The sequence below is a fragment of the Roseovarius maritimus genome, from assembly GCF_043355895.2.
Lineage (GTDB): Bacteria > Pseudomonadota > Alphaproteobacteria > Rhodobacterales > Rhodobacteraceae > Roseovarius > Roseovarius maritimus.
Genome location: NZ_JBHFPF020000015.1, coordinates 39182 through 65487, shown reverse-complemented (window position 1 = coordinate 65487; position 26306 = coordinate 39182). Strand labels below are relative to the sequence as shown.

Annotated in this window: 25 protein-coding genes and 1 tRNA gene; 12 read left to right on the top strand and 14 right to left on the bottom strand. The window is 63.7% G+C overall.

Going from position 1 to position 26306, the window contains the following annotated elements; translation table 11 throughout:
- Positions 1–566: 566 nt before the first annotated feature.
- The 3 genes from ACEWPM_RS18240 to ACEWPM_RS18230 all read right to left on the bottom strand — a co-directional run bounded on the left by ACEWPM_RS18240 (position 567) and on the right by ACEWPM_RS18230 (position 4529).
- Complete coding sequence (locus tag ACEWPM_RS18240) at positions 567–1424, bottom strand: hypothetical protein (RefSeq protein ID WP_393963613.1); 858 nt, start codon at positions 1422–1424, stop codon at positions 567–569.
- Positions 1425–1504: 80 nt separating this feature from the next.
- Positions 1505–2437 carry a hypothetical protein gene (locus ACEWPM_RS18235; protein WP_393963614.1) on the bottom strand — a complete coding sequence of 311 codons (933 nt, stop codon included), beginning with the start codon at positions 2435–2437 and terminating at the stop codon, positions 1505–1507.
- A gap of 4 nt (positions 2438–2441) precedes the next feature.
- On the bottom strand, positions 2442–4529 hold the full coding sequence (locus ACEWPM_RS18230) for a glycosyltransferase family 2 protein (RefSeq protein ID WP_393963615.1): 2088 nt from the start codon (positions 4527–4529) through the stop codon (positions 2442–2444).
- A gap of 263 nt (positions 4530–4792) precedes the next feature.
- Between ACEWPM_RS18230 and ACEWPM_RS18225 the strand changes: the two genes are divergently transcribed.
- Positions 4793–6442, top strand: coding sequence for an FMN-binding glutamate synthase family protein (locus tag ACEWPM_RS18225; RefSeq protein ID WP_393963616.1), 1650 nt, complete (start codon positions 4793–4795; stop codon positions 6440–6442).
- Between the two features lie 81 nt (positions 6443–6523).
- On the opposite strand, the gene clpB is transcribed toward ACEWPM_RS18225, so the two are convergent.
- Positions 6524–9142, bottom strand: a complete 2619-nt coding sequence (gene clpB, locus ACEWPM_RS18220; protein ID WP_393963617.1) for an ATP-dependent chaperone ClpB — start codon at positions 9140–9142, stop codon at positions 6524–6526.
- Between the two features lie 256 nt (positions 9143–9398).
- On the opposite strand from clpB, the gene ACEWPM_RS18215 reads away from it, so the two are divergent.
- The 3 genes from ACEWPM_RS18215 to ACEWPM_RS18205 all read left to right on the top strand — a co-directional run bounded on the left by ACEWPM_RS18215 (position 9399) and on the right by ACEWPM_RS18205 (position 11834).
- Positions 9399–9698 (top strand): hypothetical protein, encoded by a 300-nt coding sequence (locus ACEWPM_RS18215; protein ID WP_393963618.1) that lies wholly within the window; start codon positions 9399–9401, stop codon positions 9696–9698.
- A gap of 76 nt (positions 9699–9774) precedes the next feature.
- Entirely contained in the window at positions 9775–10473 is a 699-nt protein-coding gene (pyrF, locus tag ACEWPM_RS18210; RefSeq protein ID WP_393963619.1) for an orotidine-5'-phosphate decarboxylase, read from the top strand.
- Between the two features lie 104 nt (positions 10474–10577).
- Positions 10578–11834 carry a DNA polymerase IV gene (locus ACEWPM_RS18205; RefSeq protein WP_393963620.1) on the top strand — a complete coding sequence of 419 codons (1257 nt, stop codon included), beginning with the start codon at positions 10578–10580 and terminating at the stop codon, positions 11832–11834.
- Positions 11835–11838: 4 nt separating this feature from the next.
- On the opposite strand, the gene ACEWPM_RS18200 is transcribed toward ACEWPM_RS18205, so the two are convergent.
- Entirely contained in the window at positions 11839–12702 is an 864-nt protein-coding gene (locus ACEWPM_RS18200) for an N-formylglutamate amidohydrolase (RefSeq protein ID WP_393963621.1), read from the bottom strand.
- 154 nt (positions 12703–12856) lie between these two features.
- On the opposite strand from ACEWPM_RS18200, the gene ACEWPM_RS18195 reads away from it, so the two are divergent.
- The 3 genes from ACEWPM_RS18195 (at position 12857) to ACEWPM_RS18185 (ending at position 14517) form a co-directional block, all read left to right on the top strand.
- Positions 12857–12931, top strand: a tRNA-Val gene (locus ACEWPM_RS18195).
- A 79-nt stretch (positions 12932–13010) separates the two neighbouring features.
- The gene (gene ykgO, locus ACEWPM_RS18190) at positions 13011–13136 is read left to right on the top strand and encodes a type B 50S ribosomal protein L36 (protein ID WP_005850168.1); all 126 of its coding nucleotides are present in this window, start codon (positions 13011–13013) and stop codon (positions 13134–13136) included.
- A gap of 142 nt (positions 13137–13278) precedes the next feature.
- Positions 13279–14517 carry an NAD(P)/FAD-dependent oxidoreductase gene (locus tag ACEWPM_RS18185; RefSeq protein WP_393963622.1) on the top strand — a complete coding sequence of 413 codons (1239 nt, stop codon included), beginning with the start codon at positions 13279–13281 and terminating at the stop codon, positions 14515–14517.
- 18 nt (positions 14518–14535) lie between these two features.
- Here the strand turns inward: ACEWPM_RS18185 and ACEWPM_RS18180 are convergent, their stop codons facing one another.
- The 4 genes from ACEWPM_RS18180 to ACEWPM_RS18165 form a co-directional block, all read right to left on the bottom strand.
- Complete coding sequence (locus ACEWPM_RS18180; protein ID WP_393963623.1) at positions 14536–15072, bottom strand: NADPH-dependent FMN reductase; 537 nt, start codon at positions 15070–15072, stop codon at positions 14536–14538.
- A 193-nt stretch (positions 15073–15265) separates the two neighbouring features.
- Entirely contained in the window at positions 15266–16171 is a 906-nt protein-coding gene (locus tag ACEWPM_RS18175; protein WP_393963624.1) for a LysR family transcriptional regulator, read from the bottom strand.
- A 158-nt stretch (positions 16172–16329) separates the two neighbouring features.
- Complete coding sequence (gene xseA / locus ACEWPM_RS18170) at positions 16330–17883, bottom strand: exodeoxyribonuclease VII large subunit (protein ID WP_393963625.1); 1554 nt, start codon at positions 17881–17883, stop codon at positions 16330–16332.
- A gap of 66 nt (positions 17884–17949) precedes the next feature.
- Positions 17950–18510 carry a type 1 glutamine amidotransferase domain-containing protein gene (locus ACEWPM_RS18165; RefSeq protein ID WP_393963626.1) on the bottom strand — a complete coding sequence of 187 codons (561 nt, stop codon included), beginning with the start codon at positions 18508–18510 and terminating at the stop codon, positions 17950–17952.
- A 136-nt stretch (positions 18511–18646) separates the two neighbouring features.
- Here ACEWPM_RS18165 and purD point away from each other — a divergent pair, with 136 nt between their 5' ends.
- Both purD and ACEWPM_RS18155 read left to right on the top strand, forming a co-directional pair.
- Positions 18647–19909: a phosphoribosylamine--glycine ligase gene (purD, locus tag ACEWPM_RS18160; RefSeq protein WP_393963627.1), complete on the top strand. Its 1263-nt coding sequence runs from the start codon at positions 18647–18649 to the stop codon at positions 19907–19909.
- Positions 19884–20801: a bestrophin family protein gene (locus ACEWPM_RS18155; protein WP_393963628.1), complete on the top strand. Its 918-nt coding sequence runs from the start codon at positions 19884–19886 to the stop codon at positions 20799–20801. Before purD ends, ACEWPM_RS18155 begins: the two co-directional genes overlap by 26 nt.
- Before the next feature lie 8 nt (positions 20802–20809).
- Here ACEWPM_RS18155 and ACEWPM_RS18150 read toward each other — a convergent pair whose 3' ends face one another.
- Both ACEWPM_RS18150 and ACEWPM_RS18145 read right to left on the bottom strand, forming a co-directional pair.
- Positions 20810–21574: an FG-GAP repeat domain-containing protein gene (locus ACEWPM_RS18150; protein ID WP_393963629.1), complete on the bottom strand. Its 765-nt coding sequence runs from the start codon at positions 21572–21574 to the stop codon at positions 20810–20812.
- A gap of 26 nt (positions 21575–21600) precedes the next feature.
- Entirely contained in the window at positions 21601–21924 is a 324-nt protein-coding gene (locus tag ACEWPM_RS18145; RefSeq protein ID WP_393963630.1) for a 2Fe-2S iron-sulfur cluster-binding protein, read from the bottom strand.
- A gap of 126 nt (positions 21925–22050) precedes the next feature.
- Here ACEWPM_RS18145 and ACEWPM_RS18140 point away from each other — a divergent pair, with 126 nt between their 5' ends.
- Both ACEWPM_RS18140 and ACEWPM_RS18135 read left to right on the top strand, forming a co-directional pair.
- The gene (locus ACEWPM_RS18140) at positions 22051–22425 is read left to right on the top strand and encodes an OB-fold nucleic acid binding domain-containing protein (RefSeq protein WP_393963631.1); all 375 of its coding nucleotides are present in this window, start codon (positions 22051–22053) and stop codon (positions 22423–22425) included.
- A gap of 88 nt (positions 22426–22513) precedes the next feature.
- Positions 22514–23032: a peptidoglycan-binding domain-containing protein gene (locus tag ACEWPM_RS18135; RefSeq protein ID WP_393963632.1), complete on the top strand. Its 519-nt coding sequence runs from the start codon at positions 22514–22516 to the stop codon at positions 23030–23032.
- On the opposite strand, the gene ACEWPM_RS18130 is transcribed toward ACEWPM_RS18135, so the two are convergent.
- Both ACEWPM_RS18130 and ACEWPM_RS18125 read right to left on the bottom strand, forming a co-directional pair.
- Positions 23029–23430 carry a DUF2177 family protein gene (locus tag ACEWPM_RS18130; protein WP_393963633.1) on the bottom strand — a complete coding sequence of 134 codons (402 nt, stop codon included), beginning with the start codon at positions 23428–23430 and terminating at the stop codon, positions 23029–23031. The two genes, ACEWPM_RS18135 and ACEWPM_RS18130, sit on opposite strands and share 4 nt — an antisense overlap.
- 56 nt (positions 23431–23486) lie before the next feature.
- Positions 23487–24584, bottom strand: coding sequence for an Mrp/NBP35 family ATP-binding protein (locus ACEWPM_RS18125; protein WP_393963634.1), 1098 nt, complete (start codon positions 24582–24584; stop codon positions 23487–23489).
- A gap of 256 nt (positions 24585–24840) precedes the next feature.
- Between ACEWPM_RS18125 and ACEWPM_RS18120 the strand changes: the two genes are divergently transcribed.
- A complete protein-coding gene (locus tag ACEWPM_RS18120; protein WP_393963635.1) occupies positions 24841–25068 on the top strand; it encodes a DUF1127 domain-containing protein in 228 nt (75 codons plus the stop codon).
- A 247-nt stretch (positions 25069–25315) separates the two neighbouring features.
- Here the strand turns inward: ACEWPM_RS18120 and trhO are convergent, their stop codons facing one another.
- The gene (gene trhO, locus ACEWPM_RS18115; RefSeq protein WP_393963636.1) at positions 25316–26236 is read right to left on the bottom strand and encodes an oxygen-dependent tRNA uridine(34) hydroxylase TrhO; all 921 of its coding nucleotides are present in this window, start codon (positions 26234–26236) and stop codon (positions 25316–25318) included.
- Between the last annotated feature and the right edge of the window lie 70 nt (positions 26237–26306).

The following is a 26306-nucleotide window of genomic DNA, read 5'->3' as shown; positions in this document are numbered from 1 at the left end:
CGTCAAGACCTCCGAAGCTCCGCCCCGTCCGTCCGTCCCGCATCCCGTCAGCGCCTCAGCGCCGCCGGTGAAGGGGGTTCTACGGTTAGTTCCCCATACCCGCAACCCCTTTTTTCGACAAAGGCCGACATTTACCGTATTTTCCTGTTTTTCACATGATTTTAAGGGCTTAGATGGCACTTGTTGCGGGAATGACCGGTATGGCGCAAGTTTATGACATGCCTTCCGCCGGGTGATGCAGGGAATCGTGGTGTGGAGTCGAGGCAGAGGTCGGAGAATCCCCTTCACGCACGCTTATTTGCCCGACTCGCCGCCGAGGCCGGATACGCACTTGCCAAGACGGCGCCCGCATTTCTGTCTGCATGAACGAAAAAGGGCGGGACACTGATGTATCCTCGCCCTGCCTTCTGCTGGACCTCATTGCTGAGGCATAAGATGTGGAAGCGTGCGATTCTCCTCTGGGTCACAATTCCGGAGGCCCGCGCTCACTCCGAACAGATACACCGGCATCCGAGTCGATCGGACTTCATGTGTTACGCGTTCTTCCGCGATCCGGCGCAGCGCACCTATTCTATTGGTTCGGCAACAGGATCCTTTTGGATGATAGGCGCTGAGACCGGATCAATGCCGTGTTTTGCAAGCAGGTGATCCAGCAGCCCGCCCTCTGATGGCACGCCACCCGGAAGCGAAATCAGATATTGCCGCATCCTTCGGCCATAGAGGTGGATCGAGGTCGTTTTGTCAGTGAGATACTTTTCGACAGATTTGCGCTGGTCGCCTTTGACAATCATGCGACGCTTGGCGAACGGCACGGGGTACAGACCCGCGCACGGGAGGGCGTATTTGTCTTCCCCGGTCTTTTGAACGTAGTGGGTCACGGCCTGGGGACCCCATACTCCCCAAGGCAACTCGCTGACATGTACGGGATTACCGGCATCGGCCTTGGCCTTCAGCTTGGCCTTGAAGCTGTCGCTATACCACTCGGGTATGCCGAACTCATCATGGCTCATTTCCAGCAAACCCGCGAGCGCCGGACTGTCCTTTGGCAGACCCAGAACGCCACCATTGATATGGCTTTCACTTTCCCAGCCGAAATAATGTCCGGTCTTCGTCTCGAACGGCTTCATGCAATAGGCATCCGTGTCTGCCCAGATCGTGCGATCGGATTTCGTCAGGAGATGGTAGCGGAACACGTCCGAAAACAGCGCCAGGCTGCCTGTTCGCACATGCTGAATGAACTCATCCCGTTTCAGGATGACATCACCATGCACAATCTCGGCGCCCTCGGGCACGTTCGAAACGGGGCCATAATGATAAAGCGTTACCGGATGACCGGCGTCGAGAAAGGATTTCACGCAAAGCTGCTCGAGGTAGCTTAGCGGACCTTCGACCCACAGCATGGCGATATGGTGAAGTTTGCTCATCTTTAGACTCTGTCCTCTGTTTTCATTGCTGCCTGAGCGCCCGCCCGGCAAGCATGGTTATTTTCATTGTAGTGGGCACGTCATGGACTCAGCATCGTGACACGCGGACGGCTGGCGATTTCGGCGACGTCCCTCTCATAAAGGCTGGTCAAGTGCGCGCGTTCCTGTTCGCTCCAAGGGTCATAGCCGGGATAGTCGGGGCCGCGGGGATATGCGTCCTGGATTTCCACCCTGCGCGCCAACGCCGCCTCGCCACCGTTTCGCTCAACCTCGATTAGGAGCTCTTGAATTGCACGGTGGCTGGCGGATGGACGCCCGCGTTTGCGCTTTGGCGTGGCCAGCGCCGTGCAATCGATATCGGGTCCGCAGAGATTGGCAATGACTCTATCCGACAAGACGCGGTAATCCTCGAACCGCCAGATGAACAGCTGCGCGTCCGGAAATGTCTTGAGGCATAAATCTATCAGACCTGTCCAGCTTGGCAGGTTGGAGAGGACCGCGCGCTTCATCTGCGCCTCGGGGATGATCTTTTCGCCCGACGCTGAGCGCAGAAACTCGACGAAGGTCGAGGCGAAGAAGTCGGCGTAGTTCCGGATCGCGAGATGAAGCTCAGTGACCGGATACGGGATGTTCTGCGCAAAATTCGGGATCAGCGTCTTGCGCCAGCGATAGATAAAGCCACGGCGCACGCAATGGCCGCTATGCCCGGCCATATTCTCGTCCGACAGGATGATGCGCGCGCCCGGCGGCGCTTCGATCTGTGCAAAGAAGGAGGCGGCAATATCTTCAAGCTCGGCGTCCGTGACCTTCGGCTGAAAATCCATCCCGATTTTTTCATAGCCGTTCAGCTGAACCGGGACGGTATATTCCTTTCGTGTGTCACGGTGGTGCACGTAATACACGCCGCTTTTGCGAAGCCGGCCGGCATTGCGCTGCAGAATCGACTGGATGTGGCTCGTTGCCGTCTTGTGAACGCCGCCATGTAGCACAATCTCCGGAGTCCGCGACGCCATCGGGTCAACTGTCCTGAAGCTCGGGCGCTGCGTTTATGGCTGTGATCGCGTCGCGAAATCCGTTCCAGCCCTCGCGCTGGCGCAGCTCGGCGATCTTGGCCCGGTGCCATGCGACGGCCTTCTTGTGCAGATCGGCCAGTTCCGGATCCTTGAACATGCGTGCCAGCTCCTTGCGCAAAGCAGGTAGGCGGGCATGCAGGGACGGATCAGCCTGCGTGTTGAAGTTCATGTTGGACCAATAATCGATGCCCTGGTCGTCATCGACATGGTTGGTCCGCCCCCTGTCCCGCTTGACGAGAAAACTGTCGACCGAGCGCACGGCGTAATGGTGAAGACGCACATAGTCATGGCTGAACCCGCCATAGGCCTTCCAGCCGGAGACGAGGTAATCTTCGGGCATCGGCTTGCCGCCCCCATCGACCCACGCGATATCCCCGCGATCCAGATGAAACATCGGCCGGTGCACCCGCAGCTTTGCAAACCGCTCGTTCTGGCGCGCCAGAGTTTTCATCCCCAGGGACCGGTAGTTCGGATATTCCGTTTCGCCAAGGCCCCGGTCGAACTGATCGACCACCAGATCCTCTGAATACTCGACGCGCCCGCTATTGCCGAAGAGCTTCCAGCAGACGGATATTCCATCGGCATCGCCGACGGCGGCATAAAGGTCATCCAGCCGCCCCTTGCCGACGCGGATGTTGAGAAACTCGTCACAATCCGCGCAAAGAAGCCAATCGGCCTCTTTCACCACATCTTGCTTGGCGGAATCTCGCAGGGCGGTGCGCTGCGGGCTGATACCTTCCTTCAGCGGATTCTGGCGGTGCGTTGCCAGGCCCAACGCCTCGAGGCGCTGCGCGATCAGGTCGGTCCCGTCATCGCAATCATTCGTGTAGATCAGGCAGTCGGTGAATCCGATCATGCGATTATAGGCCACCCACTCCAGCATGAATGGCCCTTCGTTCTTCATCGTGGTGACAAGAACGCTTTTGAGGCCCAAGCCCTTGGCGGGCGCCTTTCTTCCAGCGTTCTCAGGCGTCCTGATCCGGGCCATGCTTCCGTCCGTCGGGATCTTGGCGCGCCGGATCTTGGACTGGCCGCCAACCTGAAGGTGCGCCTCACCCTCTGGGGCCGTGCTGGACGGCGCGGCCGGTTCGCTGACGGGGGCTTTGATCACCGGCGCTTCGGAAGCGGGGTCTGTCGCCTCGGCGCGGCGCTTGGCCCGGCGCAAGCGGCGGCGGAACGCCTTGTCGAACCCATCGGCCAGCGCCTCGCGGCCCTTGTCACGGAAGTGGTTGGAAATCGCGCCGCGATACCACCGCAGGTCGCGCCGCGCGCGATAGAGGTCATAGAACTCGGCTTCGGTCAGCTCATCCATGATGCAGCGGGTCATCACCGGTTTCAGCGCGCCGATCTTGCGCAGGAATACCGCCGTCTTGTGCTTGGAAAACCAGCAGTTGAAAATACGGATGTTATCGCCATGAAAGCGCTCGATATGCTGGCGATCAAGCTCGAAATAAGGATCATAGAACACATTTACGCGCCCAGCGCCCTGCGTCACCGCCGCACCGTCGCCCAGCGGCAATGTCCAGTCCTGCCGCTGCCCATTCTCATACCGCGTCTCCCACGGCACCAGATCGGGGTCGAGCGTGGTTTGCGGGTTGATCGCGACCACATGCGCGCCGGGTACCAGAGACGAGAAGGCCAGCGAGGCATAGCCGCCCATCGAGACCCCGGCAAAAACAACGCGCTCATATCCTTCGAAAAAGCCCTCCGCCACCAGCGCCTCGAACCGGCGGATCAACCCTTCGTCACGATACCAGTCGCTGACATGTGCCATTACACCCAGATGGGAAAAGCCGCTATCGGCCGCGAACTTGTAGGCCCACGGCTCACGCAGGACGCTTTCATCATTGACGTTCGAGAGGTTGTCGAAGGTCACCAGCAGGCGGTCGCTGGGCCGTTTGACGAACATCAGCGAGTGACGAAGGTTCTTCTCGAAAAATCCTTCACCCTCGGCGCCGGGGCGCAGATCATCCAGCCACCGGGGCGTCTCGGACGCGTCATCGGGGCTGTCGCTGTCGTCTTGGTCTGCCATATATCCAACTTTTCGTTGCCTGTTGCGCTGCGCATCGTGGGTCCATCGGCCTGCCTCAACCACCCCGGCGCTTTGGCCGTAGCATAGCCTGCGCCATGCAAAACTGACAACATATCTATGATTCCTTGGTTATTGTTTCTTGATGCGAAACCGATCCGCCACATTATTCCCTCAAACACTGACCAACCACGCCAACCTTTGCCTTACGCTGCGTATGGCATACCAAGGCGCAACGCCGCACATCCAAGCGCCAGGAGGCACGCATGCTGGACACCATCAACCGCGCGATCATACCGGTCACGGCGCTTGCCCTATCGATCCTTGCCATCGGGCTGGCCTTCATCAATGCCGGCTGGCTGCTGGTGTTGATCTTCACCGTGCCTGTCGTGGTGCTGGGCGTCTATGACCGCAATCAGAAAACCTGGACCATCACCCGCAACTACCCTGTCGCGGGCCGCGTGCGGTGGCTGTTCTACAAACTGCGCCCCTATCTGCGCGCCTATATCGTCGAGGACGACCTCAGCGGCACGCCCTATTCCTTCGATGCGCGCAACCTCGTCCATGCCCGCGCCCGCGGCGAGACGGACACGCACCCGTTCGGGACCGAGCGGCAGACCGATGCAGAGGATTACCACTGGCTCCTGCACTCCATGGCGCCCGAGAATGACCCCGACACAGCCCCGCGCGTCCATGTCGGCCACGATCAGACATCCAAGCCCTATTCGGCATCGATCCTCAACGTCTCGGCGATGAGTTTCGGCTCGCTCTCTGCCAATGCGATCCGGGCGCTGAATATCGGGGCGGCCAAGGGCGGCTATTACCATGACACCGGTGAGGGCGGTGTCAGCGATCATCACAGGGCGCATGGTGGCGATCTGGTGTGGGAGCTGGGCTCGGGCTATTTCGGCGCGCGCGGCAAGGACGGCAATTTCGATCCCGAGATGTTTCGCGACACGGCCCAGAGCGATCAGGTCAAGATGACGGAAATCAAGCTGAGCCAGGGCGCCAAGCCCGGCCATGGCGGCATGCTTCCAGGCAGCAAGGTCACGGCGGAAATCGCGCGGGTGCGCGGCATCGAGCAAGGCAAGGATTGCATCTCCCCCCGGGCGCACAAGGCGTTCTCAACCCCGATCGAGATGCTGGAATTCGCCGCGCAAATGCGCGAGTTGTCGGGCGGCAAGCCGGTAGGGATCAAGCTTTGCATCGGACAGCCCTACGAGGTCTTTGCCATGATGAAGGCGATCCTTGAAACCGGCATCAAGCCAGAGTTCATCGTCGTCGATGGCGGCGAAGGCGGCACGGGCGCCGCCCCGCTGGAGCTGTCGGACTGGATGGGCACACCCCTCAACGAAGGGCTGATCCTGATGCGCAACGCGCTGGTCGGCTGCGGTCTCAAGAACGACATCAGGCTCGTCGCGGGCGGCAAGATCTATTCCGGCATGGGACTTGCCCGCAGTATCGCGCTGGGGGCCGACTGGTGCAATGCCGCGCGCGCCTTCATGCTGTCGGTGGGCTGCATCCAGTCGCAGCGCTGCCATATGGACACCTGCCCCACCGGCGTCGCGACCCAGAACGCGGCCCGCCAGCGCGGCCTCATCCCCGAGGTGCAGGGCGTCCGGTCGGCGCGCTTTCATCACAAGACGGTCGCGGCGTTGGTGGACATGATCGCGGCCGCCGGCCTCAAGCATCCCAATGAATTGCAGCCACATCACATGATGCACAGAACCGGGCCGCAAGCCGCACTGCCGATGGACCTGATCCACTCCTTCCTTCCAGAGGGCATTTTGATCGATGCGCCCGAAGATACGCTTTATTCCGAGTGGTGGGCGGCCGCGCAGGCCGAGAGTTTCCGCCCGGCTACCGATCTTGTGCGTCTGCGTGCCAAGGCCAGCCAGGCAGACTATATGTCCTGAACTGCGCCGCGACCCGACCATCCGCCACGAAAAGGGCCCGCGCATGTCCCCATGCGCGGGCCCTCTCAAGCGTATCGCCGATCAGTGAACGACGGCATCCTCCGGCGGTTGCCGCTTGGTCGTGCCGACGCGGTCCCCGATGATGAGGCCCCCGTCGCCCGCCGTCACACCCACGGTCGAGCCGTCCAGCACGTCACCGGCCAACAGCATTTCAGCCAGCGGATCCTGAACCGCACGCTGCAGCACACGCTTGAGCGGGCGGGCACCGAAGACCGGGTCATACCCCTCATCGGCCAGCCACTTCTTGGCCGCCTCGTCCAGATCCAGCGTGATCTTGCGAGCCGCCAGACGTTTCTTCAGCCGCTCAAGCTGCACGTCGACGATGCCGGTCATGTTGTCGCGGCTCAGCCGGTCAAAGATCACCGTCTCGTCCAGCCGGTTCAGGAACTCGGGCCGGAAATGGGCCCGCACCGCCTCCATCACGCCGCGCTTGGCATCCGCCGCGTCGGCACCTTCCGGCAGCTGGCTCAGCGCCTGGCTTCCGAGGTTCGACGTCAGGACGATCAGCGTCTGCTTGAAGTCGACGCGGTGGCCCTGACCGTCGGTCAGCACACCGTCATCCAGCACTTGCAGGAGCACGTTGAACACATCCGGATGCGCCTTTTCGACCTCGTCGAACAGCACCACCTGATAGGGGCGCCGGCGCACGGCCTCGGTCAGAACGCCGCCCTCGTCATATCCGACATAGCCGGGAGGCGCGCCGATCAGACGCGAGACGCTGTGTTTCTCCATGAACTCCGACATGTCGATGCGCACCATCGCGTTGTCGTCGTCAAAGAGGAACTCGGCCACCGCCTTGGTCAGCTCGGTCTTGCCCACGCCTGTCGGCCCGAGGAAGAGGAAACTGCCCAGCGGACGGTTCTCGTCGTTAAGTCCCGCACGCGCACGGCGCACGGCATTGGCCACGGCCTTGACCGCCGTATCCTGACCGATGACCCGCTTGTGCAAACCGGCCTCCATGCCCAGCAGCTTCTCCCGCTCGCCTTCCAGCATCTTGGCGACGGGAATGCCCGTCCAACGCTCGACAACCTGCGCGATCTGCTCGGGGCGCACGGCCTCTTCGACCATGACGCCGTCCTCTTCGGACTGCTCGGCCTCGGCCAGTTGCTTTTCCAGACCGGGGATGACGCCGTAGCTCAGCTCACCGGCCTTGGCCAGATCGCCCGCGCGCTTGGCGTGATCCAGATCGATCCGGGCGCGGTCCAGCTTTTCCTTGATGTCGCGCGCGCCGGCCAGCTTGTCACGTTCGGCCTGCCATTTCGCGGTCATCTCGCTCGATCGGTCCTGCAAGTCCGCCAGTTCCTTTTCCAGCTTGACCAGCCGATCCTTGGAGGCGTTGTCATCCTCTTTCTTCAGCGCCTCGGCCTCGATCTGCTTTTGCATGATCTCGCGGTCCAGCGCGTCCAGCTCTTCGGGCTTGCTATCCACTTCCATCCGCAGACGGCTGGCGGCCTCGTCCATCAGGTCGATCGCCTTGTCGGGCAGAAACCGATCCGTGATGTAGCGATTGCTCAGCGTCGCAGCCGCCACAAGCGCGCTGTCCGCGATCCGCACGCCATGGTGCAGCTCGTATTTCTCCTTGATGCCGCGCAGGATGCTGACGGTGTCCTCGACCGTCGGCTCGTTGATGACCAGCGGCTGGAACCGCCGGGCCAGAGCCGCGTCCTTTTCGACATGTTTACGGTATTCATCGAGCGTGGTCGCGCCGATGCAGTGCAGCTCGCCCCGCGCCAGCGCAGGCTTGATGAGGTTGGCCGCATCCATCGCGCCATCGCCCTTGCCCGCGCCGACCAGTGTATGCATCTCGTCGATGAAAAGGATGATCTCGCCCGCTGCATCCGTCACCTCGTTGAGGACGGATTTCAGACGCTCTTCAAACTCACCGCGATATTTCGCACCGGCAATCAGCGCGCCCATATCAAGGCTCAGCAGACGCTTGTTCGCAAGGCTTTCGGGCACGTCGCCATTGACGATGCGCAGGGCAAGGCCCTCGGCAATCGCGGTTTTACCGACGCCCGGATCACCGATCAGAACCGGGTTGTTCTTGGTCCGGCGGCTCAGCACCTGCATCGCGCGGCGGATCTCGTCGTCGCGGCCAATGATGGGATCGATCTTGCCCTCGGCGGCGGCGGCAGTCAGATCGCGCGTGTATTTCTCCAGCGCCTCATAGCTGTCCTCGGCACTCGCCGTATCGGCGGTGCGCCCCTTGCGGATGTCATTGATTGCCTCGTTCAGCGTCTGGGCCGAAACATTGCCCGCCTCGAGCGCTTCCTTGGCCGGGGATTTCGTCAGCGCCAGCGCCTGCAGCAGACGCTCCACGGGCACGAAACTGTCCTTGGCCTTGGTCGCCAGCTTCTCGGCCTCGGCCAGAACCTTGCCGGTCTGCTGGTCCATGTAGGTCTGGCCCGCATCGCCCTGCACGACCGGGATCTTGGCGACCGCAGCGTCATTGGCCTGCGCCACCCGCGCCGGATCGCCGCCCGAGCGGCGGATCAGATTGGCGGCAAGGCCTTCTTCGTCATCGAGAAGCGCCTTGAGCAGATGTTCGGGCGACAGACGCTGGTGGCTTTCACGCATCGCGATGGTCTGCGCCGCCTGAATGAACCCGCGTGAACGCTCGGTGAACTTGTTCAAGTCCATGTTGGTCTCCTTTTTACAAGCGATATTCCGGTGGCGCACCCTGTTTGAGGCATGTGCCGGTGGAACCCTCTAGTTGTATTTGGGCAACAGGCGAGACGGCTTCAAGGCCTGCCAACCCCCAAAACGCCGCTTTGGTAAACTTTTCGTGCCCTGTGATGAAACCGTAACAGCTGCCGCTTAGTTAATCTTGAGAGGGGCGAGTTATCCACAGGCCCTTCACCTGCCGATGAGGTTGGTTCAACGAAGGAGCAGTCCCATGAAGATCGAGAAAATTCAGTTCGATAACGTGCGCTACAATCCCGAGATCGGTGCATTCGAAACGCTGGTGAAAATCCACGATCAAGGACAGACGTTTTCATACCCGGCTTCCGTGGCTGCCCCACTGCACGCCGAGTATGGCCTGATCGCGCGCGGCCTCTCGCAGGCGGCTCGCACGGCGCACAAGAACGCGGCTGGCAAGACCCGGCTTCATCACGCGGCCCCGTTAAAGCAGGCCATTGCCGATGCCAGCCAGAAAAGCCTGCTGTCGCGCCTTCTGGGCAACGCGGCTGCCTGACAAGCGCACAGGTGCGGTTGACCTGAGGCCGGTGCGCCGTATGTAGGGCGCACCAGTTGAACCCGGAGCCGCGCCCATGACACAGACCCCCGACAATCGCCTGATCGTCGCTCTCGACGTGCCTGATGCGCTTACGGCCCTCAACCTTGCAGAGCAGCTCGGCTCTCAGGTCGGGTTCTACAAGATCGGCCTTGGCATGCTGACCGGCGGCGGTTTGGCCCTTGCCAACGAACTCAAGTCCGAGCACGGCAAGCGCATTTTTCTCGATATGAAACTCTTCGATATCGGCGCGACGATCGAGGCCGCCGTGCGCGGCTTGGTCCGGTTCGATCTGGACCTGCTGACGGTGCATGGCGATCCGCATGTCGTGCGCGCGGCCGCCGAGGGCGCGTCGGGCAAGCCGACCAAGATCCTTGCCGTGACCATTCTGACATCACTGGACCGCGCCGATCTGGATGCGGGGCTGATCACCGCGGGGGATATCCCCGACCTGGTCACGACACGTGCCGCCCGCGCATTCGAGGCGGGCGCTGATGGAGTCATCGCCTCGCCGCAGGAGGCCGCAATGATCCGCACCCTGCCCGAGGCGGCGGGGAAACTCATCGTGACCCCTGGCGTGCGGCCGGCCGGCAGCGCGATGGGCGATCAAAAGCGCGTGGCGACCCCGGCGCAGGCTTTGGAGGACGGCGCCGATCATATCGTCGTCGGTCGGCCCATCTGGGCCGCGGATGATCCGGCTCGGGCCGCTGCAGATATTTTGGCCAGCCTGCCCTGATCGAAATCGAGCGTCAGAAGAGAGTTCATGCCTTCGGCGAGGATATTTTTCGCAAGAAGAACGGGCGGGATTAGCGCCGACCGGAGGACGTGTTAAGCTGGATCATGCCTGCATTCTGCCGCGACTGCCTGACCGAGAACGACCCCGCGCAGCGCCGCTGCGTGGGCTGTGGGCGGCCGCGTGTCATCTCGCATCCCGAGCTTTACGATCTGGGCATCGCGCATATGGATTGCGACGCCTTCTATGCCAGCGTGGAAAAGCGCGATGACCCGAAGCTGGAGGGCAAGCCGGTGATTATCGGCGGCGGGCGGCGCGGCGTGGTGTCGACGGCCTGCTACGTGGCGCGGATTCGCGGCGTGCGCTCGGCCATGCCGATGTTTCAGGCCCTGAAGCTCTGCCCCGATGCAGTGGTGATCAAACCCCGGATGGAGGTCTATGCCACCGTCTCGCGCCAGATCCGCGCAATGATGGAGGATATGACCCCCGCCATCGAGCCCTTGTCGCTGGACGAGGCCTTCATGGATCTGCGCGGCACCGCGCGCCTGCACGGCGCGCCGCCCGCCGTGATGTTGGCCCGGCTGGTGCGGCGGATGCGCGACGAGCTGGGCGTGACGGGATCGATTGGGCTGAGCCACAACAAGTTTCTGGCCAAGATTGCCTCGGACCTCGACAAACCGCGCGGATTTTCGGTGATCGGCGTCGCCGAGACCGGGGATTTTCTGAAGGAGAAACCCGTGCGCCTGATCTGGGGCGTGGGGCAGGCGGCGCAGGCGTCATTGGAGGCGGCGGGCATTCGCACCTTTTCAGATCTGCTGCGCTGGGAGCGGACCGACCTGCACGCGCGCTTTGGCGCGATGGGCGACCGGCTATGGCATCTGGCGCGCGGCGAGGATCATCGCCGCGTGGATGCGCGCGCACCGGTCAAGTCGATCTCGAACGAGACGACGTTCAACGAGGATACCGGCGATCTGGAGATCCTTGACGGGCATATCTGGCGGCTGGCCGAGAAAGTGTCGGACCGCGCCAAGGCGCGGCATTTGGCCGGGCGCGTCGTCACGCTGAAGCTGAAGCGCGCCAACCATAGCAGCCTGACGCGGCGCCAGTCGCTTCGCGATGCCAGCCAGATGGCCGACACGATCTACCGCACCGCCCGCGTGCTGATGGATGGCGCGGCAGGCGAGGCACCCTTCCGCCTGATCGGGGTCGGACTGTCGGACCTGGTGGATGAGAGCGTGGCCGATCTTTCGGGGGATCTTCTGGATCCCGGCGCCTTGCGGCGCAGCGGGGCCGAGCGAGCCCGCGACCAGATCCGTGCGCGATTCGGGGAGGCGGCCATCGTCAAGGGGCGCGCGCTGCGCTGACCCTCTATTCCGCAGCCAGCGGCATGCGTAGGGGGCGGCCGATCGCGGCCAGTTCCGCGGTGATGCCGGCCATCACTTTCCGAAACGCCTCGAAATCGGCATTGGGCGTCACCGTGCGCTCATCCATGTAGAGCGCGCGGTCGATCTCGATCTGGACGGCATGGCGGTCGCGCGGTGGGCGGCCATATGTCTGCGTTATGTAAGCCCCGGCAAAGGGCGTGTTGCGCGCGACGGTCAAACCTGCGCGTTGGAACGCGGTCTCGATCCGCTCGATGATCTCACGGCTGGCCGAAGCGCCGAACCGGTCGCCCAGCACGACATCGGGACGGCGTGCGCCGTTGCGCACAGTGCTGTCCAACGCTTCGTGCGGCATCGAGTGGCAATCGATCAGAATGGCATTGCCAAATGCGGCATGCGCGCAGTTCAACTCGGCCGTCAGGGCGGCGTGGTAGGGCCGCCAATAGGTGTCGATCCGCTGCCGTGCCTCGTTCATGCTGATCTTGCCATCATAGATCACGCGGCCACCCGCCACGACGCGCGGGATGACGCCCAGCCCCGAGGCAATGCGCGGATTGTGGCCATAATGGCGCGCCCCGTCGATCAGCGCCGGGTCCAGCTCGTTCGCGTTGCGATTGAGATCGATGAAAGCGCGAGGAACGCCAGCCAGAAGCAGCGGCGCGCCATGATCGGGCGCGTCGGCAAAAAGGCGGTCGACAAAGGCATCCTCCGAGCTGCGCATCGCCAGCGCGTCGGGCCGCGCCCTCGCGAGGAAGGCGGGAGGATAGTCGCAAGAGCTATGCGGCGACGCAAAGACGACGCTGGTTTCGCGACGCGCTGGGGCGTGCAGGTGATAGGCGGCTTTGGACATTGCGGCTCCGAACGTGACAGGTCATGATAGACTGATAAATCAAGTGATCAAAAGCCCCTTGATCCTTGGTCCGACTCCTTTTATAGACCGGCGAACCGACGCGAGGATCGTGTTTCCGGAATATTTGGAGCGCGGTACAAGTATTGGTATTCATGGGCGATTAGCTCAGTGGTAGAGCACTTCGTTGACATCGAAGGGGTCACAAGTTCGAACCTTGTATCGCCCACCATGAATTCATTGGTTCCGATTGACGGGGCCGCCCGCAACCTCAGGCGCTGGCCCGCGCCGCGACAGACAGGAGATGAACGATGAAAGTTCGCAACTCGCTCCGCTCGCTCAAGAACCGGCACCGGGATTGCCGCGTCGTGCGCCGCAAAGGCCGCGTTTACGTGATCAACAAGACCCAGCGCCGCTTCAAGGCCCGTCAGGGCTAAGTCGAGCAGGCACCGCGCAAGCGGTCGAAAAATCAAGCCCCGTCCCGGTTTTGCCGAGGCGGGGTTTTTCTTTGGTGCGCTCTCTCTTGCCGGAACGCCCGAAACTGGCTTAGCTGGCGGCGAATGAAACCGGAGGTCTGCCATGCGCGCGCAAAAGATTATCGTCGTGGGGGCAGGTATCTGCGGGCTGTCCTCGGCCATCTGGCTGCGGCGCGCGGGGCATGACGTGACCCTTATCGACAAGGACGGGCCGGGCGCGGGGGCGTCCTATGGCAATGCGGGCCTTCTGGCGGAATGGGCTGTCGTGCCGATCAGCGGGCCGGGTATCGCATGGACCGGGCTGAAATACCTCACCTCGCGCGATGCGCCCCTGTCGATCCAATGGGGGCAGTTGCCGCGCCTCGTGCCGTGGCTGCGGCAGTTCTTGCGCAATTCTTCGGATGCCAAGACGCGCGAGATATCCGCCGCACTATCGCATCTTCTGCACGATTCGGTCGATCAGCACCGCGCGCTGGCGCGCGGCACGCGGGCCGAGCGTTGGATTGCCTCCAGCGATTTCGGCTGGGCCTATGCCAACCGCGCCGCTTTTGATGCCGATGCCTATGGGTGGGAGCTGCGCCGCATGGCCGGATACACTCCGGAGGTGATCGAGGGAGACGCCGTGCGCGAGGTCGAGCCGATGCTGGGCGCCGCGACAAGGTGCCTCGTGCGGCTGCGCGGGCATGGGCATGTCACCAATCCGGGTGCCTATGTGGCTGATCTGGCGCAGGTGCTGGAAAACGAGGGCGGCACCTATCGCCGCGTCGAGATGCGCGATGTGACGATGGTCGATGGCCGGATCATCGAGGTGATCACCGATCAGGGCGCCCTGCCCTGCGACGCTGCGGTTCTGGCCGCCGGGATCTGGTCCGAGCCGCTGGCGCGCAAGCTGGGGGTGAAAGTGCCCTTGGTCGCCGAGCGTGGCTTTCATCTTGAGTTCAAGAACCCGTCACAGATGCCGCGCATGCCCTTGATGATGACCAGCGGCAAATTCGCGGTAAATCCTATGGCGCAAGGCCTGCGATGCGCCGGGATGGTCGAGTTGGGCGGCACCTCGCCCAGGATCTCGCGCGGGCCGATCGAGCTCTTGCGCCGCAACGTGGCAAAGGTCTTTCCCGATCTCGAATATGAGGAGGTCGAGGAGTGGATGGGCTACCGCCCCTCGACCCCCGACAGCCTGCCGATGATCGGCCAGATGGGCGCGAGCGGCGTCTATGCCGCCTTCGGGCACCAGCATATCGGCCTGACCGGCGGGCCCAAGACGGGTCGCTGGGTGGCGGATATGATCGGAGGGCGCGGCAATGCCGAACTGGAGGCGTTCGGCGCGAACAGGTTCACCTGACGCGCCGAACCTCCGCGCTTAGCCCAGCATCTTGCGCAGGCGTGCCATGCGGTCGGCGACCTGGCCTTTCAGGAAGTCGTTGTTCAGCGCGCCATCCTCGCCAAACTCATTCTGCGCGGCAGCGACCAGGATCAGCGGCCCGTGCACGACATTGACCTGAAGTTGCGTCAGGATCTGGTGAGTCATGAAATGCCCGGTCTCGCCCCCAGTGCGCCCGCCGGCAGCCGACATGATAACGGCGGTCTTGTCCTTCAACACCGAGGGCTTGGCCCGGCTGAGCCAGTCGATCGCGTTCTTCAGAACGCCGGAAATCCCCTTATTATACTCGGGCGCGCCAATGACCAGCGCATCGGCGCGGTGCACCTGATCCATCAATGTCTGAACTGAGGCCGGAGTGCCGGCATCCTCGACATCGCCGTCGTATAGCGGTAGGTTCAAATCCGCCTCGATCACCTCGGCGGCGCCGAAGGCGCGCACCGCCTCGGCGATCAGCATGCGGTTATAGGACGCCTTGCGAAGCGAGCCGGACAGTGTCAGCAGGACAGGCTTGGTCATCGAAATTCCTTTCGGGCTTTACTGACGTGTTATGTGCATCGCGGCATGAGCAAGGCAAGCGGCGCTGGCGCACAGGGGCTGTGCGGCCGGGCAGGACAAGAAAAAGCCCCAACCGCTGGGAGGCGTCCGGGGCAGGTGGCCGTTTCCGGCTTGCAGAATGGGAGAAAATCGCAAAATCACTAGCCTAAGGCGACTACCACTCGGCCGGGCCCTTGTCGGCAAAGGCGTGCACCAGGAAATCGATGAAGGCGCGCACCTTGGGCTGGGTAAAGCGGCCTGGCGGATAGACCGCATAAATGCCTTGGGTTTCAACCGGCAGATCGGGGATCACGTCCTCGACCAAGCCTTTTTCCATCGCGCCCGCATAGAGAAAGCTGGGAAGATACGCGATGCCAAGACCGGAAATCGCTGCGTTCAGCAGCGACTGCCCATCATTGACCGACAGGCCCCCCGCGGTGCGCACCTGGCGCTTTTCACCTGAGGGCGCGGTCAGCTTCCACACGGATCCGCCTGCCTGGCTGGAATAATGCAAGAGCTTGTGCTCGTTCAGGTCGTCGATCTTGGTGGGGCGCCCATATTTGGCGATATATCCGGGCGACGCGATCATGCGCTTGGTCGTTTCGGTCAGCTTGCGCGCGCGCAGGGTGCTGTCCTCCAGCTCGCCAATGCGGATTGCCATGTCAAAGCCCTCGGAAATCAGCTCCACGTAGCGATTGTTCAGAACCATGTTGACGGTGATGTCGGGAAATTCGTCCAGGAAAGTGCCCAGAACCGGGCTGAGATGATTCACGCCGAAATCGGTGGCAACGCTGATTCGCAGAAGGCCCGACGGGTCGCTCTGCATCGAGCTGACCAGCGCATCCGCCTCGCCCGCATCGTTCAGCACGCGCAGGGCGCGGTCATAATAGGCAAGGCCGATTTCGGTCGGACTCACCCGGCGCGTCGTGCGGTTGAGCAGGCGCGCGCCAAGCCGCGCCTCCAGCGACGAGACATGCTTGGAGACCGCGGATTTCGAAATGCCCATCTTGCGCGCCGCATCGGTAAAGCCGCCCTGATCCACCACGGTGGCGAAGGCTTCCATTTCGGTCAGGCGATCCATGCATGCATCCTTCCGTCAATTCTTCGACGGTCGGTATGCGGGGCAATCTGGGCGCAATCGCGGCACGCACCGGACAATATCAGGGTTTTGTCGCGCATCGTCCGTGGCAGGGCAACGCGGAAACAGCCGTTTCCGGGCGACGGAAGAACCGGGACGGTCTAGAAAAGGCTTCCCTGATCCGGTGCATCCTTCTTGGCGGTCTTCTTTTTGGCCACGCTTGTCGCGCCGTCAACGCTGAGGCGGCCATCGGCGAATTCGATCTCCAGCGCGCCTGCCGCCTTGGCGGCCTTGCGCGTCGTGACCAGCGCGCCATCGCCGCGCACAACCGCATAGCCGCGCTCCAGTGTCGCCTTGTATCCCAAAGTCTCGCGCAAGCGGTCGAGGGCGGTGATGCGCTGCGTCCAGCCAGCGATCTGCCGCTGCCCGGCGACCGACAAGCGCAGCGCCATGCGATCCATCTGATCCCGCCGCGCCGCCACACCCTCGCCCGGCGCGCGGGTGGCAAAGCGCGCGGCCAGCGCGTCAAGGCGGCGGCGATCATCGCGGGTGCGGCGCTGCAGCGCGCCGCCCATCCGCTCGGACGCGGCGGTCAAGCGGCGGGTGTCGCCCTCGATCATCCGGCGCAGCACACCGGGGCGCAGCGCGCCGCCCGCCTCGGACAGGGCCACGCGGCGCAGCTGCACGCCGCGGATCAGCGCGGCAGGCAGGCGGTCGCCCCAGACATCAATGCGCTGGCGCGGACCGTCCAGCAAAACCTCGGGCCGGGGCAGTGCGCGGGCCAGATCGCGCAGGCGCTGGCCGCGCTGCGCCACACCACCGCTGAGCGCATGGATCAACCGCCCCTCCTGCCCGTCGAGCCAGGCGAGCAACTCCAAACGAACCGGCACGGCCAGCTCGGCGGCGGCAGTCGGCGTCGGGGCGCGCTTGTCTGACGCATAGTCGATCAGGGTCGTATCGGTCTCATGCCCGACGGCCGAGATCAGCGGAATGTCACTCGCTGCCGCTGCGCGCACCACTGATTCTTCGTTGAAGCCCCAGAGGTCCTCGATGCTTCCGCCACCCCGCGCCACGATAATCAGATCGGGGCGCGGCATGGCGCCGCCGGGCGTCATGGCGTTGAAGCCCTGAATCGCGCGCACGACTTCTGGCGCACAGCGCTCGCCCTGCACGGCAACGGGCCAGATCAGAACCTTGCGCGGAAAGCGGTCGCGCAGGCGGTGCAGGATATCGCGGATCACCGCGCCCGAGGGCGAAGTGACGACGCCAATGATTTCGGGAAGGTAGGGCAGACGCTTCTTGCGGCCCTCGTCAAAAAGACCCTCGGCGGCCAAGGCAGCCTTGCGCCGCTCCAGCATGGCCATGAGCGCGCCCGCGCCTGCGGGTTTGATATCCTCGATAACGATCTGGTAGCGGGACTGGCCGGGGAATGTGGTCAGGCGGCCGGTTGCGACCACCTCCATACCCTCTTCGGGCTGGACGGGCAGACGGCCCGCGACACCCTTCCAGATGATGCCGTTGATGACGGCGCGATCATCCTTGAGGTCCAGATAGATATGCCCCGATTTCGGCCGGGACACGCGGCCGATCTCACCTTTGACGCGGACAAATGAAAACTCGCCCTCGATCAGCCGCTTGATCGCGCCCGAAAGGTCCGAGACCGAGAATTCTGGCGCATTCGCGCCGGGATCGGGATCATCAATGAGGTCAGACATGCCCCATCAATGCCCTATCCCGGCGCGCTTGAAAAGACGCGCGGCAGATGTGCCGCGCAACTTGCTTTATGCCGCGCGGTCGCGGTGCTTACCTTCTGCGACTTCTTCGATCAGCTTGGCGTTGAAGGCGGGCAGATCGTCAGGATTGCGACTGGTCACCAGTGCCTGATCGACAACGACTTCGCTGTCTTCCCACTTGCCGCCCGCATTTTCGACATCCTTGCGGATGGACGGGTAGGATGTGAGGCGGCGGCCATCGACGATTTCGGCCTCAATCAGTAGCCATGGTGCGTGGCAGATCGCGCCGATGGGCTTCTTGGCATCCCAGAAGGCGCGCACGAAGGACACAGCATCGGGGTTAGCGCGCAGGATATCGGGGTTGATTTGCCCCCCGGGCAGCATCAGCGCGTCATAATCGGCCGATTTGACGGCATCCAGCGTGTGATCCACCTTGACCTTGCTGCCCCAGTCGTCGCCGTCCCAGCCGCGGATCTCACCGCCCTCGGGGGCGATGACATGCACGGTTGCGCCAGCCTCTTTCAACGCTTTCATAGGCGATTCCAGCTCGGATTGCTCAAAGCCGTTGGTGGCCAGAATTGCGATTTTGCGGTCAGAAATATCAGCCATTGCATTTCCTTTCCTCGTTACGAATGATCTGCCCGGTCAACGCGGCATCCCGCAGCCGCGTTCCATCCCTCCCCGGCTTGCCTGCGCGCCGCCATGCCCCTATGGAATGCGCAGACGCAGACATTGGGAGAGCGGCATGAACATCTTGATCCTCGGCAGCGGCGGGCGCGAGCACAGCCTGGCTTGGGCTGTTCTGCAGAACCCCAAATGCGACCGGCTGATCGTGGCGCCGGGCAATGCGGGCATCGCCGCGATTGCCGATTGCGCCAGCCTCGACATCATGGATGCGGGCGCCGTCGTCACCTTTGCCGAGGAGGAGGCGATAGATTTCGTCATCATCGGCCCCGAGGCACCTCTGGCCGCCGGGGTCGCCGACCGTCTGCGCGAGGCGGGTGTGCTGACCTTCGGCCCCTCCGCCGCCGCCGCGCAGCTGGAGGCTTCGAAAAGTTTCACCAAGGAAATCTGTAACGCCGCGAACGCCCCCACTGCCGCGTATGGCCATTTCACCGATGCCGCCGCTGCCCGCGATTACGCCACCGCCCAGGGCGCGCCCATCGTCATCAAGGCCGACGGCCTTGCCGCGGGCAAGGGCGTCATCATCGCCGAGACGGTGGCCGAGGCGCATGCCGCGATCGACGACATGTTCGGCGGGGTCTTTGGCGGCGCGGGCGCCGAGGTTGTGATCGAGGAGTTCATGACCGGCGAGGAAGCCTCGCTTTTCGTGCTCTGCGATGGCAAGAGCATCCTCTCCATCGGCTCGGCGCAGGATCACAAGCGCGTGGGTGAGGGCGATACCGGCCCCAACACGGGCGGCATGGGTGCCTATTCCCCCGCCCCCGTGCTGACGCCCGAGATCGAGGCGATCGCGATGGACCGCATCGTGCGTCCCTGCGTTGAAGAGATGACCAAGCGCGGTATGCCGTTCCGGGGTGTGCTCTACGCCGGTCTGATGATCGAGAACGGCCAGCCCCGCCTTGTCGAATACAACGCCCGCTTTGGCGATCCCGAATGCCAGGTGCTGATGATGCGCCTCGGTGCACAGGCTTTCGATCTGATGCATGCCGCCGCCGAGGGCCGGCTGGAGGGCGCGCAGGTGAACTGGGCGGACGATCACGCGCTGACAGTTGTGATGGCGGCCGACGGGTATCCCGGCGACTATGCCAAGGGCAGCGTCATCGGCGGGTTGGGCGATTGCCCGGCCGACAGTTTCAACATGGTGTTCCACGCGGGCACCGCCGCCAAGGACGGTCAGATCACCGCATCGGGCGGCCGCGTTCTGAACGTCACCGCGCGCGGCGCCTCCCTGCGCGAGGCTGCGGACCGCGCCTATGCGATGGTCGACCGCATCGACTGGCCCGAAGGCTTCTGCCGCCGTGATATCGGCTGGCGCGCATTGTGACACGCCGCGCGTGATCATCCGTGACAAACCCGGGGCGCTGCAGCTGCTCTTTTCCGTGCGCGGCTCGGTGCTGCCTCGGATTTTGCCGCGCATCATCGCGGTCACGGTGTTTGCCGGGCTGCTGATCTGGGTCGATTTCGCGTATAATCTGCTGCCTCACACCGATACGGCACCCTTCGCGGTCTTCGGCATCGCGCTGTCGCTCTTCCTCGGCTTTCGCAACAACGCCGCGCATGATCGCTGGTGGGAGGGGCGCAGGCTCTGGGGCCAGCTGATCGCCGATACCCGCAGCCTCGGGCGCGAGGTCGAGATCTTTCTGCCCGAAGCGGTGGATCGACGTCACATGCTGCGCCTCATCATCGCGTTCATCCATGCGCACCGGATGAACTTGCGCCAACTGCCCCCCGAGACAGCCCCGCGCGAGTGGCTGAGCCCCGAGGATCTGGATCGGCCCCACCCGCCCTGCGCGCTGCTGAATCAGGCGGCGGAGGTCGCAGCCCGCGCCGCGCCCGATGGCTTTGCCCGCCGCGCCCTGGCCGAACGTCTGGCCTCCATCGCCCTGTCCCAGGCGGGATGCGAGCGAATCGCGACGACGCCGCTGCCTTACGTCTATTCGCTGCTGATCTTTCGCACGACCTACCTTTATTGCGGGCTGCTTCCCTTCGGGCTTGTCGAGTCGGCGGGATGGATGTCGCTCCTTTTCGTGGCGATTATCGCCTATATCTTCTTCGGCCTTGCAGAAGTGACCGAGGAGCTGGCGCATCCCTTTGGTAAGACCGTCAATGGCCTGCCCCTCGATGCGATGTGCCGCACGATCGAGATCAGCCTCGCGCCGCATCTGGGCATACCCGCCCCCGCGCCCAAACAGGCCGAGCGGTTCTACCTCAGTTGAGCCGCGCTCTAAGGTGCGCAGCTCAGCGCAGGCGCTAGCCCCTCTGGCCCCAGCGGCCCCCTGTCTTGCGCGGTCAGCCTGCCATTCCGGAGCGTCACCGCAACCACCCGCCGCCAATCGGCGCTGGCCAGAATCATCTCGGCCGAACAGGCGCGCCAACCGCCGGCGATATAATCCCACCCGATCCGGTGATTGGTCAGCCCGTCCAGATCGGCCACATGGCGCAGCGCACCGCCAATATAACGCCAGATGCGCAGGCGTTTGGTCAGATGCGGGCGGTCGATATAAGCCAACTCCACGGTGCCGTCGCCGTCCAGATCGGCCATGGCCACGGGCGCCAGCCAGCGGTTTCGCTCACCGATATAGGGCGTGGAGGCCAAGAGGCGCAGCTCGCCGCCCGCGGCGCCAAAAACGGCCAGCCGCGCGCCCTGCTCAAAGCCCGATTGCACAACGATCACCTCAGGAAAGCCATCACCGGTCACATCGACGAGGCGCGGCGCGATATCCTCGAATACATGACCCGCCTGGCCTAGCAGCTCAGGGGGTCGAAGCGGATCGGCGTAAAGGACGCTGAGAAAATGCCACTCGGGCACATCGCCCAGAATGTCATGTCCATAGACCCGCTCGGAAGGGTCATGCACAAGGCAGACCTGGCCGATGCTGTTCCAATCGGCGATGCAAGCGGGTGCATCGGCCAGCACGGTGCCGGTCCCGGCCAGCCACAGGCACAGCATCAGCAGCGCGCGGCGGGCGGACCGGCGCAAGGGGCGCAAGGCTGAACGCCGCGCCCTCGTCACCTTCAGATCTGCTTTTCGGGCATCTGCACCACAAGGCCATCCAGCTCGTCCGTCACCTTGATCTGGCAGGTCAGGCGCGAGCGGACGGGATCGGGCTCGTAGGCGAAATCCAGCATGTCCTCTTCCATGTCGTCCTTGGCGGGCAGCTTCTCGACCCATGCGGCATCGACATAGACATGGCAGGTCGAGCAGGCGCAGGCGCCGCCGCAATCGGCCTCGATGCCGGGAATATTGTTGTCGCGCGCGCCCTCCATGACGGTGAGACCCGTGGGCACGTCGACCACGTGCTTGGTCCCGTTATGCTCGACATAGGTGATCTTGGCCATGCTCGCGAACTCCCTCTAATGGCGGTTGGCGGATACCTAGCGGTCACACCCTGCGCAGGCCAGAAGATTCGCGCCGAATATACGGAAAGAGTTGCACGGCAGGCCGTTTGTTCTATTTTTGTTCGCATGCAGAATCACGCCGCCCGCCCGCATCCCTCCCATGACTGGCCGCGCCCGCCCTCGGCCTTGGTCGCGGCCCGGCTGGGCCAGCCGCCGGCCGGCGCGCGGGTGACGGTGGCCGGGCTGGTCATTCTGCGCCAGCGCCCCGGCACGGCCAAGGGCGTCATCTTCCTCACGCTCGAGGATGAGACGGGCGTGGTCAATGTGATCGTCTGGCGCAAGATGTACGAGACCTACAGGCGCGCCGTGATAGCCGGGCGTCTTCTGCGCGTCACCGGCCGGGTGCAGCGCGCTCATGGCGTCGCGCATGTTCTGGCCGAAAAGATCGAGGATATCTCTGACATGCTGGACGGCTTGCTGGCTCCTGACGCGCCGGAATGACAGCGCGCCCGCGTCGTCTTTCCTGCGGCTTCGAAACGGTCTAACCTGTCCTCAATACGGCAGCAGACCGCCAATCGAGGCACGCGCATTGATCTATCGTTCCCTATCCTTGCTGGCCCTTTTGGCGCTGGTTGCCTGCGACAGGCCCGCGCCCGGCGCGGGCGAGCCCGATCTGGTCCAGACCCTCGCCGAGGCACCCCCCGGCGCCGCGCCGGGCACCTGCTGGGGCAAACTGGTGACGCCAGCCGTGATCGAGACGGTGACCGAACAGGTTCTTGCCCAGCCCCCCGAGCTGTCGCCCGATGGAACGGTCGCCAGACCCGGCGTCTACAAGACGGATACGCGGCAGGAGATCGTCACCGAGCGACAGGTCACCTGGTTCGAGACGCCCTGCCCCGCCGATCTCACTCCCGATTTCGTCGCCTCGCTACAGCGCGCGCTCAAGGCGCGCACGCTCTACACCGGTGCGATCAATGGCGCGATGGATGCCCGCACCCGCGCCGCCGTGCGCAAATTCCAAAAGCCCGAGGGGCTGGATAGCGGCATCCTGTCGCTCGCCTCGGCGCGCAAACTGGGCCTTGTCGCGGTAGAACGTCCGGGCGCCTAGCCCAGCGCGCGCGCCATGGCGACACCGGCGGTTGCCGATGTGGCGGTCAGAAACGTGCCCCAAGTAAAATCGGTGGCGACCATGCGCCACGTCCAGTCCTTGAGTGTAGCGAGGTTGGTGAACTCATAGGTGCCATAGGCCATCGCCCCGATCAGCGCGCCGGTGCCAAAGACCCAGAGAAGCGACTTGTCCATCTCCATTGCGGGCCAGCTGACGAACCACAAAAGAACGCCCACGTAGAATGCGTAGAACACCACCGCCGGTCCCAGCCGCGGGCTGTCCAGCAGGAGGGGGGCGATATCCTTCTCGAAGGTCGGCTTGATCAGGTAGCTGAGGGCAAAGTAATCGAGGCCGAGAAACACGGCGAAAGTGGCGACATAGAGGATGAGGACGGTCATGAATGCTCCGTTTGAATACATGCTTCAACGCCGCTGGCGCCCGATTGGTTCAGGCCCTAGACGATACCACCCTCGATCAGTCGCTGCGCGAGCGCAGCGTAGGCCGATGCGCTGGGACTGTCGCCCACCGCGATGGGCGTGCCCGCATCACCCGCAAGGCGCGTATCAAGGTCGATGGGCAGCGACCCCAGGAAGGGCAGGCCCATCTTCTCTGCCTCGGCCTTGACCCCGCCATGGCCGAATATCTGCGCCTCATGGCCGCATTCCGGGCAGACATAGGTGCTCATGTTCTCGATCATGCCAAGGATCGGCGTCTTGAGCGTGCTGAACATGTCCATCGCCTTGCGCGCATCCAGAAGAGCCACGTCCTGCGGGGTAGAGACAATGATCGCGCCCGACGGCTCGGCCTTTTGGCAGAGGGTCAACTGCACATCGCCGGTGCCGGGGGGCAGATCAACGATCAGCACGTCCAGCTCGCCCCAGTTCACTTGGCTGATCATCTGCTGCAGCGCGCCCATCAACATCGGGCCGCGCCAGACCACCGCCTTGGCCGGATCCAGCATCAGGCCGATGGACATGAGCGTCACGCCATGTGCGTGCAGAGGCTCGATCGTCTTGCCATCGGGGCTGGCGGGACGCTTGGATACGCCCATCATGCGCGGCTGGCTGGGGCCGTAGATATCGGCATCCAAGAGGCCCACCTTCTTGCCCGCCCGCGCCAGCGCGACGGCGAGATTGGATGAGACCGTCGATTTGCCGACGCCCCCCTTGCCCGACCCGACCGCGATGATCGACTTGACGCTCGCCGGCTTCATCGATCCTTCCTGCGGTTTGGGATGCCCGCCGATCTTGAGGCTGGGCGGCTGCTGACCCTGCTGCGGTGGCTCAGGCGGGGCCTTGGTCGCGGGTCCATGCGCCGTCAGCGCGACCGACACATGGCTGACGCCGGGCATGTCGGCAATCACACGCTCGGCGGCAGCGCGGACATTCTCGCTCTGACGGGCAATCTCGGGGCTGGGCGCCTCGAGCACAAAGCGGACCTCGCCGCCCTCGACGCTGAGCGCGCGCACCCAGTCACGGGACATCAGCGTACCGCCATCCGGCAGCTGGATGCGGTCCAGTTGGGCTTCGATTTCGCTGCGTGTCACGGCCATGACGTCCCTCCTCGAATGTGATGGTCCATAGGTGGCAATTTTCGCCGCCGGGGCAAGGGCGATCCGAAAGACGGCAGAAAATCGTGACGATTCAATGACGCTAGGTCACTTTTACCTATGCAAATGCCGCATAGCAGCATTGTCCGAAGGCGGTATTGTGCACCTGCAGCAACGGCGTATGTAAGGGCAACAGACGCACACAGGCTGCCACGCCGATCCGGGCCGCCGCAGCAACGCAAAGACGAAGGAATATCACATGAGCTACGCATCGCACGCACATGCAGGCCGCACAACCGCCGGACATTCACTGTCCGCTGCATTCAGCGACATGAAGAACAAGATGGCGCGCCGCCGGGCGTATCGCCAGACGGTTAACGCACTGTCGGGCCTGACCGATCACGAGCTGGCCGACTTGGGCCTGAGCCGCTCGACCATCCCCAGCCACGCTTGGCAGGCGGTCTACGGCACGCGCCACCAAGGCTAAGAATTTCGCGCCGCGCATTGCGCGCGCGACACCGGATCCGGATGCCTCACTCCTCCTCCCGAAGGTATCCGGTCATGGCGGCGGCCCCTCTCCTCCTCCCTGGGGGCCGCCGCGAAACTATCGCAAAACGGTAGCAAGACATGAGTGTGAACCGGCGCGCCCCGATCAGGGCGTCGCCGGTTTTTGCTGTCCGGGGTATGAGTTTTTCCTGGAACGGTGAAAACGAGGCGCGCGCGCCAGTGCCGCCTCAGCCCTCTTGGCCGGGGATGTTCAGCATGTGACGCTCGCCGCGCGCCTCGGCGAGGGCGATCTGCTTTTGACGCTCGCGAAAGCGAGCCTTGTCCGCCTCGGTCGTCTCAGCGGTGCAATGATGGCAGGCAACGCCCTGCTCGTATTCGGGGCGCTTCATGTCCTCGGGCAGGATCGGGCGGCGGCAGGCGTGGCAGAGCAGGTGCGGCCCCTCGGCAAGGCCGTGACCAACCGATACGCGCCCATCAAAGACAAAGCAGTCGCCCTGCCAGGTGCTTTGCTCCTGCGGCACATCTTCGAGGTATTTCAGGACGCCGCCCTTCAGGTGATAGACATCCTCGACCCCCTGACCCAGCAGGTAGTTCGTCGACTTCTCGCAGCGGATGCCGCCGGTGCAGAACATCGCGATGCGCTTGTTGTGAAAGCGGTGCTTGTTCGCCTCCCACCACGCGGGAAAGTCCCGAAAACTGGCGGTTTCGGGATCGACGGCGCCCTGAAACGTGCCGATGGCGACCTCGTAATCGTTGCGCGTGTCGATCACCGCGACGTCGGGCTGCGCGATCAGCTGATTCCAGTCCTCGGGCGCGACGTAATGTCCGGCGCGGGCGCGCGGATCGACGCCGGGCTGGCCCATCGTGACGATCTCGCGCTTGATGCGCACCTTGAGCCTGCCGAAGGGCTGCGCCGCGCTGGTGCTTTCCTTGTGTTCCAGCGTCTCGCAGCCGGGCCAGGCGCGCAAATGGGCGAGAACGGCATCGATACCGGCGCGCGGCCCGGCGATGGTGCCGTTGACGCCTTCCTCGGCCAGGATGAGCGAGCCGGTGATGCCATTGGCGCGGCAAAGCTCCAGCAGCGGTCCCTGCAAGGCGGCGGGATCAGCGAGGCGGCAGAAGTGATAGAGGGCTGCGATGGTATACATGCGGGGCGGTTTAGGCCCAAGCGGCGCGGGCGGCAAGAGGCGCGATGTTGACGCAGGCCGTGCCTGCGCC